This window comes from Edaphosphingomonas laterariae (assembly GCF_900188165.1).
Classification (GTDB): domain Bacteria; phylum Pseudomonadota; class Alphaproteobacteria; order Sphingomonadales; family Sphingomonadaceae; genus Sphingomonas_E; species Sphingomonas_E laterariae.
Genome location: NZ_FZOS01000005.1, coordinates 173,209 through 188,328, shown reverse-complemented (window position 1 = coordinate 188,328; position 15,120 = coordinate 173,209). Strand labels below are relative to the sequence as shown.

14 protein-coding genes are annotated in these 15,120 nt (G+C 65.4%); 3 read left to right on the top strand and 11 right to left on the bottom strand.

Going from position 1 to position 15,120, the window contains the following annotated elements:
- Nucleotides 1-6: 6 nt before the first annotated feature.
- The 7 genes from CHB74_RS07075 to CHB74_RS07045 all read right to left on the bottom strand — a co-directional run bounded on the left by CHB74_RS07075 (nucleotide 7) and on the right by CHB74_RS07045 (nucleotide 6,358).
- A complete protein-coding gene (locus CHB74_RS07075) occupies nucleotides 7-825 on the bottom strand; it encodes a CheR family methyltransferase (RefSeq protein ID WP_245842702.1) in 819 nt (272 codons plus the stop codon).
- Nucleotides 816-1,850, bottom strand: a complete 1,035-nt coding sequence (cheB, locus tag CHB74_RS07070; protein WP_089218951.1) for a chemotaxis-specific protein-glutamate methyltransferase CheB — start codon at nucleotides 1,848-1,850, stop codon at nucleotides 816-818. The genes CHB74_RS07075 and cheB overlap by 10 nt, the downstream gene beginning before the upstream one ends.
- An 89-nt stretch (nucleotides 1,851-1,939) precedes the next feature.
- Nucleotides 1,940-2,305, bottom strand: a complete 366-nt coding sequence (locus tag CHB74_RS07065) for a response regulator (protein WP_089218909.1) — start codon at nucleotides 2,303-2,305, stop codon at nucleotides 1,940-1,942.
- Between the two features lie 79 nt (nucleotides 2,306-2,384).
- Nucleotides 2,385-2,819 carry a chemotaxis protein CheW gene (locus CHB74_RS07060; RefSeq protein ID WP_089218908.1) on the bottom strand — a complete coding sequence of 145 codons (435 nt, stop codon included), beginning with the start codon at nucleotides 2,817-2,819 and terminating at the stop codon, nucleotides 2,385-2,387.
- Between the two features lie 5 nt (nucleotides 2,820-2,824).
- Nucleotides 2,825-5,161 (bottom strand): chemotaxis protein CheW, encoded by a 2,337-nt coding sequence (locus CHB74_RS07055; RefSeq protein ID WP_089218907.1) that lies wholly within the window; start codon nucleotides 5,159-5,161, stop codon nucleotides 2,825-2,827.
- Between the two features lie 60 nt (nucleotides 5,162-5,221).
- A complete protein-coding gene (locus tag CHB74_RS07050; RefSeq protein ID WP_089218906.1) occupies nucleotides 5,222-5,851 on the bottom strand; it encodes a histidine phosphotransferase family protein in 630 nt (209 codons plus the stop codon).
- Nucleotides 5,852-5,947: 96 nt separating this feature from the next.
- Complete coding sequence (locus CHB74_RS07045; protein ID WP_089218905.1) at nucleotides 5,948-6,358, bottom strand: M67 family metallopeptidase; 411 nt, start codon at nucleotides 6,356-6,358, stop codon at nucleotides 5,948-5,950.
- A 17-nt stretch (nucleotides 6,359-6,375) separates the two neighbouring features.
- On the opposite strand from CHB74_RS07045, the gene CHB74_RS07040 reads away from it, so the two are divergent.
- Nucleotides 6,376-7,332, top strand: coding sequence for an RluA family pseudouridine synthase (locus CHB74_RS07040; RefSeq protein ID WP_089218904.1), 957 nt, complete (start codon nucleotides 6,376-6,378; stop codon nucleotides 7,330-7,332).
- Between the two features lie 74 nt (nucleotides 7,333-7,406).
- Nucleotides 7,407-8,315, top strand: a complete 909-nt coding sequence (rpoH, locus tag CHB74_RS07035) for an RNA polymerase sigma factor RpoH (protein ID WP_089218950.1) — start codon at nucleotides 7,407-7,409, stop codon at nucleotides 8,313-8,315.
- A 104-nt stretch (nucleotides 8,316-8,419) separates the two neighbouring features.
- On the opposite strand, the gene CHB74_RS07030 is transcribed toward rpoH, so the two are convergent.
- The 4 genes from CHB74_RS07030 to CHB74_RS07015 form a co-directional block, all read right to left on the bottom strand.
- A complete protein-coding gene (locus tag CHB74_RS07030; protein ID WP_218821398.1) occupies nucleotides 8,420-9,277 on the bottom strand; it encodes a transporter in 858 nt (285 codons plus the stop codon).
- Nucleotides 9,278-9,429: 152 nt separating this feature from the next.
- Nucleotides 9,430-10,098, bottom strand: a complete 669-nt coding sequence (locus tag CHB74_RS07025; RefSeq protein ID WP_245842700.1) for a GH25 family lysozyme — start codon at nucleotides 10,096-10,098, stop codon at nucleotides 9,430-9,432.
- Nucleotides 10,099-10,206: 108 nt separating this feature from the next.
- Nucleotides 10,207-11,208, bottom strand: coding sequence for a Rieske 2Fe-2S domain-containing protein (locus CHB74_RS07020; RefSeq protein ID WP_089218902.1), 1,002 nt, complete (start codon nucleotides 11,206-11,208; stop codon nucleotides 10,207-10,209).
- A gap of 87 nt (nucleotides 11,209-11,295) precedes the next feature.
- On the bottom strand, nucleotides 11,296-12,297 hold the full coding sequence (locus CHB74_RS07015; RefSeq protein WP_089218901.1) for a Rieske 2Fe-2S domain-containing protein: 1,002 nt from the start codon (nucleotides 12,295-12,297) through the stop codon (nucleotides 11,296-11,298).
- A gap of 435 nt (nucleotides 12,298-12,732) precedes the next feature.
- On the opposite strand from CHB74_RS07015, the gene CHB74_RS07010 reads away from it, so the two are divergent.
- Nucleotides 12,733-15,105 (top strand): TonB-dependent receptor, encoded by a 2,373-nt coding sequence (locus CHB74_RS07010; RefSeq protein ID WP_245842699.1) that lies wholly within the window; start codon nucleotides 12,733-12,735, stop codon nucleotides 15,103-15,105.
- The last annotated feature ends 15 nt before the right edge of the window (nucleotides 15,106-15,120 follow it).

Here is a 15,120-nt window from a genome sequence, read left to right as displayed (position 1 = left end):
AACTGTTCAGGCGACCGGGCGGTAAAATCCGCGTTGCGCGGCATCGGGCTCGAACCGGGTGGTGTTGCCGAGCACGGTTTCGCCCGCGCCGAGCATCAGGCAGCCATCGCCCGCGATCGTGGCCGCCAGCCCGTCGAACACGCGCGTCCGCTCCTCAGCCGCGAAATACAGCAGGACGTTGCGGCACAATATGATGTCGGCCGTGCCCGGAAAGGGCGCGGGATCGAGCAGATTGTGCCGTTCGAACCGCACCATCCGGCGAAGATCGGCATTGGCGCGCCAATCATCACCATCGGGCGTGAACCAGCGCATCATCTGGCGCACGGGCAGCCCGCGCTGGATTTCGAACTGGCTGTAGCACCCCTCCACCGCGCGGCCGACGATGCTGGCCGAAACATCGGTGCCGATGATCTCCACCGTCCAGGCGCGCCAGCGATCGCCGGCATCGGCAAAGGCCATGGCGATCGAATAGGCTTCCTGGCCCGTCGAGCAGCCGGCGCACCAGATGCGCAGCCGCCGCGTGCCGCCGCGCGCCGCTGCCAGCGCCTCCACCGGCCCGGCCATCAGCATGTTGAAGGCCGCCTGTTCGCGGAAGAAGAAGGTTTCGTGGTTCAACAGCGCCTCCACCACGGCGTCGGCAAGTTTGATGTCGCGCCGGTCGGCAAGGCCGGCGGCCAGCGAATCGAACGACGGCAATTCCCGATCGCGCAGCAGCGGCTTCAGCGCCGTTTCGATCCGCCAGTGGCGGCTGGCGGCGAGTTCCTGTCCGGTGCGATCCTTCAGCAGGCCGGCAAAGGCGCGCATGGCGACGGGGCTCAGTTCCACGCGGCCGCCCCTCCCCGCTTGGCAATCCGCTGGGCCAGTTGCCCCGGCGACAGGACGGCGGCGGCAAGCCCCGCATTGGCAACCGCGCCGGGCATTCCCCACACCACCGAAGTCCGCGAATCCTGTGCCAACACTTCGCCCCCCTGAGCCGCGACATCGCGCGCACCGATCAGCCCGTCGCGCCCCATGCCGGTCAGCACCACGGCCACCGCACCGGCGCCGAACACAGAAGCCACCGCCGCGAACATCGGGTCCACCGACGGCAGGCAGCCGGTCGGCGCGGGATTGCGATCGATGCGGATCCGCACGCTCCCCCGGTTGCGGACAAGGCCGAGATGGCCGTCGCCCGGCGCCACGAAAAGCTCGCCCGGCACCAGCCGCATCCCATCTTCGGCGACATGCGCCTGCCGGCCCGCAATCTCCATCAACTGCGATGCGAAATAGGGCATGAACACCGGCGGCAGATGCTGCGTCACCAGGATCGGCGCGGCGAAATCGCGCGGCAGTTCCTGAAAGAAATCGGACAAAGCATGCAGGCCACCGGTCGATGCACCGATGGCAAGGCAGCCGACCGGACCATGCGCGGCCGGCGCCAGCGTCGGTTCGGCCGGCTCGGCCACGGGAATGGGTGCAGTCGCCGCTTCGGGCGCATGGCCGATGCGCAGCAGGCGCTCGGTAAGAACGGAGGCGAAACGGCCGGCGAAGCTGCCGGCGCCGGGCTTCAGCAGCGTATCCGCCGCCCCCAGCGTCAGCGCGCGGACGGTCGCCACGGCACCATCGGCGGCGGCCGACGAAACGATCAGCACGCGCGCGCCATGGCTGCGCGCCAGCAGATCGGGAAGCGCGGTCAGCCCGTCGAGCCCCGGCATTTCCACATCGAGCAGAATGATATCGACCTGCACGCGGGCCAGCAGGTCCAGCGCCTCGCCGGCATGGCCGGCCGTCGCGACGACGTCGAACGCGTCATTGCCTTCGAGAATCCGGGAAATCACCGTCCGCGCGACGATCGAATCGTCGACGATCATCAGCCGGATCGGCCGATGGCCATGCACGGCGGCGGACGATCGGCCGGCGTGGAACGATGGCACCGGAAGCGGCACAGCCCGGCTGCGGCTCAGGCCAGGCCGACGATCTGGAGCTTGCTTTCCAGCGTCTCGCGATCGAACGGCTTCATCACATATTCGTCCGCGCCCGCCTCGATCGCGGCACGGATATGGCCGACGCCATTTTCCGTCGTGCAGAACACGATCTTGGGGCGCGGGCTCATGCCGCTGGTGCCGAGCGCGCGGAGAAACTCCATCCCGCTCATCACCGGCATGTTCCAGTCCAGCAGCACCACGTCCGGCGGCGTATCCTGGCAATAAGCCAGCGCCTCGCGGCCGTCGCCCGCTTCGGCGACATTGAACTCCAGCGTTTCGAGGATGTGGCGCGCTACCTTGCGGATGACCTTCGAGTCATCGACCACCAAACATGTCTTCATCGGGTTCCCGTCCTCGCGCCGGAAAGTCGGCTTTCTTCCTCTACCCCCGCTTCGGTAAGCGGTGAGTTAACGAGCGTTTTCAGGCGGCAAGCGCGCTCGGCCCGGCAACCAGCGCCGCCGGGTCGATCAACAGCAGCGCATCGCCGTCAATCTCGACCATGCCCGATGCGACCCGTGCCCAGCCCGGCCCCAAAACCGCGCAGACCGGCGTCGGCGCGTCGCCCAGCGAGATCACGTCCTCCACCTCTTCGACCAGCAGGCCGTAAAGATGGCCGTCGATGGTGACGATCACCGCCTGCATCACGTCTTCCATCTCCATCCGGCCGAGATCGAGCGCGGCCAGCGTATCGACGATGGTGAGCACGCGGCTGCGCAGCGCGGCCAGCCCGGCGATATGCGGGGCAACCAGCGGCACCGGGGTGACGGCATCGATCTCGACCACCGATTCGACATGGCGGGCGGCAAGCGCGACGCGCTGGCCTGCGATCCCGACGATGAGGTGCAATGCTTCCATGATCCTTACCTCCGCGCCGCGACCACGCCGTCGAGCGCGGCGAGCAGGCCGATGCGATCGTAGCGATAGATGCTGTCGTCCGCGCCATTGGCGGGTGCCGGCGCGGTGCGCAGGCGCACGACCGGCACGCCGCCGTCCGTCAGCTCGGCATGCGGGCCGCCGGTATCGATGATGACGTCGGGCCGCGAATCCGCCGGCGCACGGCCGACGACGACGCGATAGCCCGCCGCTTCGACCAGCGGACGCAGGATCTCGCTCATCCAGCGATCCTCGGCATTGACCAGCAGGCAGATCGGCCGCGCCGACGGCTGCGGCAGACCGCCCGCCGCATCGGCCAGCAGCCAGTGCGGATCGAGCAGTTCGACCTGGCGGCCTTCGACCATCACGACCCCGGCCACCGGCCCCGGCTGCACCGCCGAATCGGCCAGCGGCGGCAGCGCCACGATGTCGATCACCTCGTCGATCATATAAGCGAGCTGGGTTTCGCCATCGCTGACCCGCAACACCCGCAGCCGCGTGCGCGCCGACGGATCGGCATGGCCGAGCAGTGGCAGCAGTTGATCGTTATGGGCGATGCGCAGGCGCCCGGCCGAGAAGCGCGCGGCCGACGCCGGCACTTCCTCGATCCGTTCGACCACCGACAGGCGGATGGCGCGCTCAATTCCGTCCGAATCGCGGAACAGCAGGGTCTGGACCAGCGGTGCGGCTTCCTCCGCCACGGCGTCGGGTTCGGCATTGGCCACCTGCTGCGATGCGACGCCGGTGACGCTGGCAATGCCGGCCGGATCGAGCAGCAGCATCGGCCGGCCATTATCGGGCAAGGTGGTGCCAGCGTAGATGCCCGTCGCCATCACCGCCGGCGCGGCAGGCTTCACCACCAGTTCCTCATGATCGTGGACCGCATCGACGGAGAGCGCGAACAGCGCGCCGCCCGCCGGGCGCAGCACGACGAGCGTGGGCGGCGAAACCGGCCGGCTCGCCCCGCGCGTCAGCTTGCCCAACGGCACCACCGGCATCCGCCGGCCGCGAATGGCCGCGACATGGACGCCGCCCATCGGTTCCAGCCGCACACCATCGCCGGTGGCGCGCACGATTTCCTCGATCGCCGAACGCGGTATGGCGAAGGTCTGGCCTCCGGCGCTCACCGTCAGCGCCGGAATGATCGTCAGCGTCAGCGGCACGCGCAGCGTCAGCCGCGCGCCTTGGTGCAGGCGGCTTTCGATATCGACGAGCCCGCCGATCCGCTCGACATTGGAACGCACGACATCCATGCCGACCCCGCGCCCCGAAATCGCGCTGATCGCCTGCGCGGTCGACAGGCCGGGTTCGAACACCAGCGCCAGTTTCTGCGTCCAGGTCAGGCTTTCGGCGCGCTCGGGCGTGACGATGCCGGCCGCGATCGCCTTGGCGACCAGCCGTTCGCCATCAATGCCCCGGCCATCGTCGATCACCTCGATCAGGATCTGATTGCCCGCCTGCCGGGCCGAAACGATCAGCCGCCCGGCCACCGGCTTGCCCAGCGCGCGGCGATCGTCGGGCAGTTCGACGCCATGGTCGATCGCGTTGCGGATGATGTGGGTCAATGGATCGCGGATCATCTCGATCATCTCGCGATCCAGCTCGACATCGCCGCCTTCCACCTCAAGCGCGACGGTCTTGCCCAGTTCGGCCGAAAGATCGCGCACCATGCGCGGCAGGACCGAGAAGATATGGTCGATGCGCTGCATGCGCGTGCGCGTGATCGCGTCGCGCATTTCCGCCACGCAGAGCGACAGCCGCTCGAACGCCGCCTCGATCGCGCCGTCGACCATCGAATCGCGCAGCTTGCGCGACAGTTCGTTGCGGGCGAGCACCATGTCCGAAACGCCGCCCATCATGCGATCGAGCAGATCGATCGGCAGGCGGATACTGCGGGAAACCGTGCGGATCGGCGATCCGCTGACCGCCTGCGGGGCGACGGCGGCGGGCGCCGCCGAACCGGGGACGAGCGCGTTGATCAGGCGGTGATCGTCCTCGTCGGGCAGGCTTTCGCCCGCCTCGATCGCCTCGGTCAGCTCGCCGATCCGGTCGATGATCGCCAGCACGGCATTGACCAGCGCGACATCGGCCTGGCGTTCGCCGCTGCGCACTTCGGCCAGCGCGTCTTCCGCCGCGTGGCTCAACCGTTCCAGGCGCGGCAGATCGAGGAAGCCGCAGCTCCCCTTCACCGTGTGGACGAAGCGGAAAATCGAATCGAGGCGCGCGCGATCGCCGGGCTCGGCCTCCCAGGTGATGATTTCGCCTGAAATCGCGGCCAGCATCTCGCGCGTTTCAGCCAGGAATTCCTGCAGCAGATCGTCCATCGGGCCCTTCCGTCCGAACACCGGAAAGGCCGATCTGCCATGTCACTGGTTAAAGGCGGTTTACCGTGGAGGCAGGGTGGCGCCGAACATCAGCACGCCATCGGACGGTTCGGACACCTGCACGCTGCCCCCCGCTTCCTTGGCCAACTGGTGCACCAGCCATGCGGCGGCGGCACGCGGGGTCAACGCTTCCTCACTGGTCCAGCCGAGCAGCGCGTCCTTGAGCTCGCTGTCGAGGACGAGGCGCGGCCCTTCGGCCCGGACGACGATTTCCGAGCCTTCGGCACCGATATCGAGCCGGCCGCCGCGCACCAGCGCGTCGCCCGCGATCAGCGCCAGATTGAGCAGGATCTTGATCGCCGACTTGCTGAGCGACGGTTCCTCAACCATCCAGCCGAGCAGGATCTTGCTGTCGCCGCCGAACAGGCCGTCGATCGCCTGGCGCGCCTCACGCGTGTCGACCTGATCGGCGAAACCACCGGCAGCGCCAAAGGCCAAACGGAAGAATTTCAACTTGTTGGCCGATGCACGGGCGCTTTCCGCCAGCAACTCCAGGCAGCGCGCGCGCATTTCGGGATCGGTTTCGTCGGCCATCAGCTCGATGCCATTGTTGAGCGCGCCGACCGGGCTCAGCAGATCGTGGCACAGGCGTGAACAGAGCAGGCTCGCGAAATCGACAGCATTCGTCATGTAACGGATCGTCCCCGAAATAGGCCGCCGTTGTGGCCGCTGGCGGCGGCGAACGCAAGCGGCGCGGGGCGCATTCGGCCGCTTGGCTGGCTCGCTTCAGTCCTTCACGACCAGCCCGACCCGATCGAAGCGGCCATGGATCGCCCCCGATGGGCCGGCGCGGAACGCCGCCACATCCTCTCCGGCGACGATCAGCCACAGCCGTTCCGCCACGGGATCGACGGCCGCCGCGTCCGCAGCCGAAGGTTCGGCCCGGCCGGTCGGGTGCGAATGATAATGGCCGATCAGCCGGGCACCGCCCGCCCGCTCGCCACGCAGCGCCGCGAACAGGCGGGCGGGATCGACCTCGAAGAAGGCGGCGGGATCGGCATGGACATTGGCCGTCGCCTCCACCGCGACGATGCGCTCGGGCGTACCGAACAGCAGGCCGCACACCTCGCGATCGGGTGAACCCGCCGCATGGTGGACAATTTGCCTCAGCAGGCGGCTTGCAATCGCGACATGCATCGCCACATGGCTAGGCGATGGACGCGGGGGTGTCGACAGTTCGGGCAATCGTGCCGGCGGAAGCCGGAGGATGGCGGCTGGACAAGGCACTGGCGACCGCACTCCCCGAATTTTCGCGCGAACGTCTGAAGGCGCTGATCAACGACGGCCAGGTGCACCGGGCGGATGGCGCGCCGGCGGGCGATCCTTCGGCGAAGGTGGCGCCGGGCGACGCGTTCGACGTCACCGTGCCGCCGCCCATACCGCTGGAAAACGAAGCGCAGGATATCCCGCTCGTCATCGCTTATGAGGACGATCATCTGATCGTCGTCGACAAGCCGGCCGGCCTTGTCGTCCACCCGGCGGCGGGCAATCTCGACGGCACCTTGGTCAACGCGCTGCTGCACCATTGCGGCGGCAGCCTTTCGGGCATCGGCGGGGTGGCGCGGCCGGGCATCGTCCACCGGATCGACAAGGATACGTCGGGGCTGATGGTCGCCGCCAAGACCGATCTGGCCCATGAAGGGCTGGCCAAGCAGTTCGCGGCGCACAGCATCGACCGCCGCTATCGCGCGATCGTCGCCGGGTTGCCGGTGCCGACAACGGGCAGCGTCGACGGGCCGATCGCGCGATCGGCCACGCACCGCAAGAAGATGGCGATCGTGCAGGATGGACGCGGCAAGCGTGCCGTGACCCATTATCGGCTGATCACCGCGCTCAAGGGCGCATCGCTGGTCGAATGCCGGCTGGAAACGGGCCGCACGCACCAGGTGCGTGTCCACATGTCGTCGATCGGCCACCCCCTTCTGGGCGACCCGGTATACGGACGTATCAGGCCGGAACACCGCAGCCTGCTTAATCGTTTGGGATTCGAAAGGCAGGCGCTTCATGCGGCGCACCTGGGCTTCATACACCCGTATAGTGGCGAGCATCTCGCCTTCGACAGTAACATGCCGCCAGACATGCAGGCGCTGTTAATGGAACTGGCGCTATAAAGAGTTTCAATCGGGTACGGAAAGATTCGGCCCATATCAGTCGGTCCCACGGACCAGGGAGTGAAGTGAAGATCATGGCAAGCGGCAAGAACGTCCCTGCGACGATTCCCGCTCTCGGCGGCGAGGCTGGCCTCAACCGCTATCTCGCCGAGATCCGGAAGTTCCCCCTCCTCGCCCCCGAGGAGGAATATATGCTGGCGAAGCGCTATCAGGAGCATGGCGATCCCGAAGCGGCGACGCGGCTCGTGACCTCGCACCTGCGCCTCGTGGCGAAGATCGCCATGGGCTATCGCGGTTACGGCCTGCCGACCTCCGAACTGATTTCCGAAGGCAATATCGGCCTGATGCAGGGCGTGAAGAAGTTCGAGCCGGATCGCGGCTTCCGCCTCGCCACCTATGCGATGTGGTGGATCCGCGCGTCGATCCAGGAATATATCCTGCGGTCGTGGAGCCTGGTGAAGATGGGCACCACGGCGGCCCAGAAGAAGCTGTTCTTCAACCTCCGCCGGATGAAATCCAAGCTCGACGCGTTCGAGGATGGCGACCTCAAGCCCGAGGATCTCGCCAAAATCGCCACCGATCTCGGCGTGACCGAGGAAGAGGTGACGAGCATGAACCGCCGCATGGCGATGGGGGGCGATACCTCGCTCAACGTCTCGATGCGCGAGGATGGCGACGGCCAATGGCAGGATTGGCTGGTCGATACCGATCCGCTGCAGGACGAACGCCTCGCCGATGCAGAGGAAAAGGACGTCCGCCACAACATGCTGGTCGAGGCGATGGATGCGCTCAACGATCGCGAGAAGCACATCCTTGCCGAACGTCGCCTGTCGGACGATCCCAAGACGCTTGAGGAACTGAGCCAGGTCTATGGCGTCAGCCGCGAACGTGTCCGCCAGATCGAGGTGCGCGCGTTCGACAAGCTGCAAAAGGCGATGATGCGGATCGCCGGTGAAAAGCGGCTGCTGCCCTCGATGGGCTGATCAGGCCGCACACCGCATGGAAAAAGGGCGCGTTCGGGATACCGGGCGCGCCTTTTCCTTTTGTGCGTTCCCCTTATGTGGTCGCCCGCTGCCGCCAGCCGCGATCAATGCCCCTTCGGGAACAGGAGGACGACGTTGAAGCGCACGCCCCATTCGGGCCCGCCGGTGGGCGACGAGACATAATAGCGCGCGCCCGGCCCCATCTGCACGGGCTGCGATCCCAAGCGGAAGATATGGGACACGGCCAGGTTCACCGGCACCGTCCACTTCTTGCTCTTCCAGTCATAGGTGCTTTCGGTGTTGAGCGCGAAGGTGGTCGAATCCGGCAGCGTCTTGGTGAGGAAGGGCTGGATGAAGGTGCTGCTGACGTCGGACCGCGAATTATCGCCGGCGAACGACCAGATATGGTTCGCCAGCACGCCGGCCGTGATGCCGCCCTTCATCTGCTTCAGCACCACCGCCGTCGGCCCCGCCCCCCACTTTTCCGTGCCAAGGCTCGATTTCCCGGTCGGGTAGAGGATGACCGGCCCGACGCCCCACACCATGCCGTTCGCCGCCGCCTTGGGCGACAGGAAGAAGCTCTGCACGATATCGCCGAAGCCCGATGTGCTGCCCTGTGTCGGCGTCGTCCGTTCCTGCGAGATAATCGGCACGATCGTGCGGGTGATCAGGTTCCATTTCTCGCCAACCGAAAAGGGCATCACCGGCTGGATGTTCAGCGTGTAACGGCCGCCATCCTCGCTGCCGAAACAGCAGTCATAATTGTTCTGGAACGGCACGCTGATCAGGTCCGACACCGGATTGGCCAACTGCTGCGCGAGATCGCTGCCACTGCTGCCACCGCCCTGTTCCTGCGCCTGCGCCACGCCTGCCGCGAGCAGGCTGGAGGCGACCATGGCGATCAGGCCGGTCGGCAATGCAGGACGGCGCAGGCAATCACCGCCGGTGGCGAGACTGAACATCGGATTCTCCCCGTCATTTCATCGGCCATGTGTTCGCCCCGAAAGCGACGCGGAAGCACCCGGCCCTTATCCACGCGTGTTGGCAGACGGCCCCCGACCCGTCACTCGGGGAAAACCCCGGCTTTCAGGCGGATTATCGCATTACACGCGGCTCAGCGCGCGACGTTCCAGTCGACGGGCGTGGCGATGCCATTCAGCTTGCGGGAGTGGGATTGCTGCCACAGGCTCCACGGCCGCGCGCCGAAGCCGGGCGGCTTGCCGAGGCTCCGCAGCCAGAGCCGCCGGTCGACCCGCGCGCTGACGGCATAGGCCTGGTCGAACTCCTCGGTCAGATAGAGCAGGACCGGCTTGCCATAATGCTTCTCCACCGCGCGCAGAAAGGCGGCAAGCTCCGCATGAAAGGCATCGGGCGTTGGCCGGCGATCGCAATTGCCCAGAAATTCGAGGTCCACGGCCGGCGCCAGCGCGGTGCTGTCCACCGGCACGGCTGCGATGAAGTTGGCGGCCTGGTCCGCGCCCGCACGGCATAAGGTGAAATAATGATAGGCGCCGCGCTGCAGCCCCGCCGCCTTCGCGCCCGCCCAATTGGCCGCAAAGGCGCGGTCGCGGTGGCTGCCGCCCTCACTCGCCTTGATATAAGCAAAGGTGACGCCCTGCCGGGGCAATTGCTGCCAGTCGATCCGGCCCTGATGGTGCGAAACGTCGATGCCCTGCTGCAAGGCCACCGACCGCGCCTGCGCCCCGCCCGCCATCAGCAGGCCGGCCATCACGGCCAGACCCGGCAGCGACCGGCCGGATCGCGAAGAGGATCCCCATCTCATCGGCAGATCAGGCCATTCCGGATGCGCAACGTCAATGCCACCCACGGAAAAAGGGCGCCCCGGCCGATGCCGACGCGCCCCCTCCCCCTTTTTACCCGCGCCCCCGCGTCAGCCGTCGATCGGTTCCGCATAGAATTGCTTGAACCATTGCCGCCACATCAGGATCGGCCCGTCGCCGTCGCACAGCAGCGGCTGGGGGCGGTATTTCTTGTTGTCCCAGACGATCAGGTCGACGGATTCGAACCCGGCCGAATCCTCGCCCTCCGCCGCGCCGATCGAATGCTGGTAGAGATGCTCGCCGATCGCGCGTTCCTTGGTGCCTTCGGCATAGTTGCGGAAGGTGAAGGCCATGCGCGTCCGCGTCATTTCCCGATCCACCGGCATCGGCGTCGAGAACATCGTCATCGTCACGCCATCCTTGTTGAACCGCATGATCTGGATGCCCGGGCCATGATGTTCGCCGACGATGAAGCCTTCGCCGATATCGGTCTGGAACTTGTAGCCATCGGCCCGGCCGGTGCCCGGCGGGATTTCCGGCGATCCGTGGAGGAATTTGAGGTGCGCGTAATCGACGCCATTCTCGCCGATTTCCTGGATCATCGTGCCGATGTCCCACATGCCGCGGCGGATCGGCACATAATCCGGATCCTCAAGCTCGGGCACGTCGGGGATCGGGAAGGTCGGGTCGATCCCGTCGGGATGATACCAGGCGAAGATCGCGCCATAACGTTCGACGATCGGCAGCGCCTTCAACACCGGCTTCTTGCGGGCGATGCCCGGCATCACCTTGGCGTAGGGGATCTTCTTGCACCACCCTTCGGCGTCGAATTCCCAATGGTGGAACGGGCAGCGGATATGGTTGCCCACCACCTCGCCCCCATGGCCGAGATGCGCGCCGAGATGCGGGCAATAAGGATCGGTCAGGCCGACCTTGCCGTCTTCGCCGCGGAACAACACCCATTCGCGGTCAAACGCCTTGAAATTGCGGATCTCACCCGCCGCGAGCTTCGCCGATTCCTCGATCATGAACCAGCCGAAGGGGATCGGAAATGGGCAGCGTTCCAGTTCGTCGCCGGTCTGGATGCGCTCGACCGTCGTCATCTCGTTCATTGATAACCTCCCGTATCGCCCCGGCTCCGCCGATCCCGCCAAGGCAGCGCCTCGACGGGATCAACGGGCCAGGTGCTTGTTCGTTGCTCAGGGTTTGACCGGCTCCGCGTAGAACTGGCTGAACCATTTGCGCCACATCAGGATCGGCCCGTCGCCGTCGCACAGCAGCGGCTGCGGCCGATATTTCTTGTTGTCCCAGACGATCAGATCGACGGATTCGAACCCGGCCGAATCCTCGCCATCGGCCGCGCCGATCGAATGCTGGTAGAGATGTTCGGCGATGCCGCGCTCCTTCGAACCCTCCGGATGATCGAGGAAGGTGAAGGCCATGCGCGTCAGCGTCATTTCCGTATCAATCGGCGTCGACATCGCGAACATCAGCATCGTCACGCCCTGATTGTTGAAGCGCTGGATGGCGATGCCCGGTCCGTGGCTTTCGCCGACGATATAGCCCTGACCGATATTGGTGTGGAACTTGTGCCCATCCGGCCGCGCTTCGACGGGCGGGATGATCGGTGCCTTGTGCAGGAATTTGAGATGCGCGTTGTCCACGCCATTCTCGCCGATTTCCTGGATCATCGTGCCGATGTTCCACTGGCCGCGCCGGACCGGCACATAGCCGTCAGCTTCCAGTTCCGGTGCGTCGGGCAGCGGGAAGCTCGGCTCATCCCCATTGGGATGGTACCAGGCGAACACCGCGCCATAACGCTCCTCGATCGGCAGCGTCTTCAGCACCGGCTTCTTGCGCGCGATGCCGGGCATCACCTTGGCGTAGGGGATCTTCTTGCACCAGCCCTCGGCGTCGAACTCCCAATGATGGAAGGGGCAGCGGATGGTGTTGCCCACCACTTCGCCGCCATGGCCGAGATGCGCGCCAAGATGCGGGCAATAGGGATCGGCCAGGCCGGCCTTGCCGTCCTCGCCGCGGAACAGCACCCATTCGCGCCCGAAGACGTGCAGGTTGCGCAGTTCGCCGGGCTTCAATTCGTCCGACAGCGCCACGGCAAACCAGCCGATCGGTATCGGGAAGGGGCAGCGCTCCAGTTCGTCGCCGGTCTGAATGCGCTCGATCGTCGTCATCTCGTTCATGGTGCGCCTCTCCTCACGCATTCTCGAAACGGATCGACGGACACATAATGAATTGCATTCAGTTTGTCACGACGAAACCGCATGAGCGTGGAGACTCGATGCCGGGGGAACGAAATCTACCCTGCCGCGAGGACGCCGCCAAATTTCGATGCGTTACGCACCGTAAACATTTGAAAATCAGTGCTTCTGCAGCGCCATGTCGAAATGTGGACGCGGGAATGCGTTTCGAAAAATTCGTCTTGCCACGCAAACATGCATCATCCATGCTGAAGCACATTCATTTTGGGACGCCAGACGGAAAGCCGTTGGCGGGAATGGAAAAGCGGCTCCGCTCAAGTGGGTCGCGCTGGATGGGGAGGATGCTTGATGAGGAGCCTTACGCACGTCCTTTGTCTGTCTGCCAGCCTGGCGGCACTGAGCGTCGGAGCGCCTGCGATGGCGCAGGACGCCGATAGCGGTATCAGCAATTCGGAAGCCTTTGGGGACATCGTGGTCATCGCCCGCCGGCGCGAAGAAGCGCTGCAGGAAGTGCCGCTCGCCATCACCGCCCTGTCCGGCGACGCGCTCAAGGAAAAGAGCGTCCAGTCGGTCGAACAGCTGCGCGATGTCGCGCCGGGCGTGAACATTGGCGCCCAGAAGCGCGACGAAGCCCAATTCTACATTCGCGGCCAGGGCCCGGGCGTGATCAACGCCGGCCAGCGCAACTTCTCGTCGGTCGCCACCTATTTCGCCGAAGTGCCGATCCCGGTCGCCGGGCCGGGCATCTTCTTCGATCTGCAAAGCGTGCAGGTGCTGAAGGGCCCGCAAGGCACGCTGTTCGGCCGCAACACCACCGGCGGCGCGGTGCTGTTCGAACCGAACCGGCCGAGCGACGATTTCGAAGGCCTCGTCCGCGCCACCGTCGGCAATTATGACCGCTACGGCCTGGAAGCGATGGTCAACGTGCCGTTCGGCAACGATTTCGGCGGCATCCGCGTCGCCGGCCAGGTCGAACGGCGCGACGGCTTCACCAAGAATATCATCAGCGGCCAGAAGCTGGACGGTCGCGCCTATGAATCGATGCGCGTGTCGCTGCTGCTGCGGCCGGGCGAAGGCATCGAAAACCTGCTGATCGGCGATTATTCGAGCCGCGATGCCAGCGGTTCGTCCGCCATCCCGCGCGCCTTCAACACCGATGCGGCGATCAGCCCGAACGTCCTGCAGGGCACCCCGCTCGATCCCTTCTTTCCCAATGTGCCGATGTATCTCGGCACCGGCACCAGCCGCGTTTCGATCGCCTGCCTTTCGGCGCCGATGGCGCCGGGCTGCCCGGCCTTCGACCCGACGAGCCCCGTTCCGGTGCCCGTCCAGATCGTCGGCCAGGCGCTGGCCGGCGGCGGCTTCGGCTTCGCACCGGATGCGGTGATCAATGGGCTTCTGGCGCAGCAACAGGCCATCGGCATCCGCAAGATCGCTTATGCCGGACGCAACTATAACCGTGCCCAGAATTACGGCATCACCAACAAGACAACGTGGGAAATCACGGACAATCTGACGATCAAGAACATCATCGCGTGGCGCGGCCAGCGCACCGATGAAGGCAATGATTATGACGGCACGGTGCTGCCACTGATCGCCCAGTTCAACGTCACGACGCAGGACTGGCAGTTCGGCCAGGATCAGTTCACCGAGGAATTCCAGATCCAGGGATCGCTCGGCAACAGCTTCAACTATATCGTCGGCTATTATCACGAAAAGTCGAAGCCGGCTTTCGATCCGGCGATTCCGTCGTCCACCTTCGGATCGTTCAACACGCGCCTCGTCACCAACACCGATACCAGCGACGCGCTGTTCGCCCATGCCGAGTTCGACATCACCGATACGCTGCAGGTAAGCGGTGGCTTCCGCTACACCTGGGACAAGCGCAAGGCGTCGCTGGCGCAGGTCAGCACGGCCACCGGCGCCTGCGTGCTGGTCAACCCGCAGAGCGGGGCGGTGCAGTGCCCGATCGAATATGAAGCGAAGTTCAGCGAACCCACATACGATGCCACCTTGCAGTGGAAGCCCATGGATGGCGTTCTGCTGTACGGTGCCTATCGGCGCGGCTTCAAATCGGGCGGCTTCAACCTGCCGGCACCGCGCGCCGACCTGCAGAGCTTCGATCCCGAATATGTCGACGATTTCGAAGTCGGCCTGAAGGCGGACTGGGATATCGGCGTGCCGCTGCGCACCAACCTCGCGGTCTTCTACGACAAATATAAGGACCAGCAGATCACCGTCCCGGTCGCGATCGCCACCACGGGCATCGCGTCGGTTGCGCAGAATGTCGGCAAGGCGACCAACAAGGGTTTCGAGTTCGAAACCTCTATCGTCCCGATCGAAGGCCTCACCTTGTCGGGCTGGGTGTCCTATCTCGACGCGTCGAGCGACATCACCCTGCCGGGCACGCCCGCAATCAAGGGCCGGCAAACCGCCTATCAGCCGAAGTGGAAGTACAGCCTGACCGGCCGTTACGCCATTCCGATGAACGATGGCGGCGAAATCGCCTTCCAGGGCGATTTCAGCTATCAGGCCAAGGTGAATTCGCCCGACTTCGCGGCGCCCCCGCCGATCAACCAGTTCCCGAGCTACGAGATCCTCAACGCGCGGATCGAGTGGAACCGGATCGGCGGCAGCAATATCGACGCCGCGATGTTCGCCACCAACATCACCAAGGAGAAATATATCACCGGTGGCTATCCGCTCTATTCGCAGATCGGCTTCGACTCGGTGATCTATGGCGAGCCGCGCATGTACGGCCTGTCGCTCACCTATAATTGGGGGCGTTGATCCCCTGACCGTGCA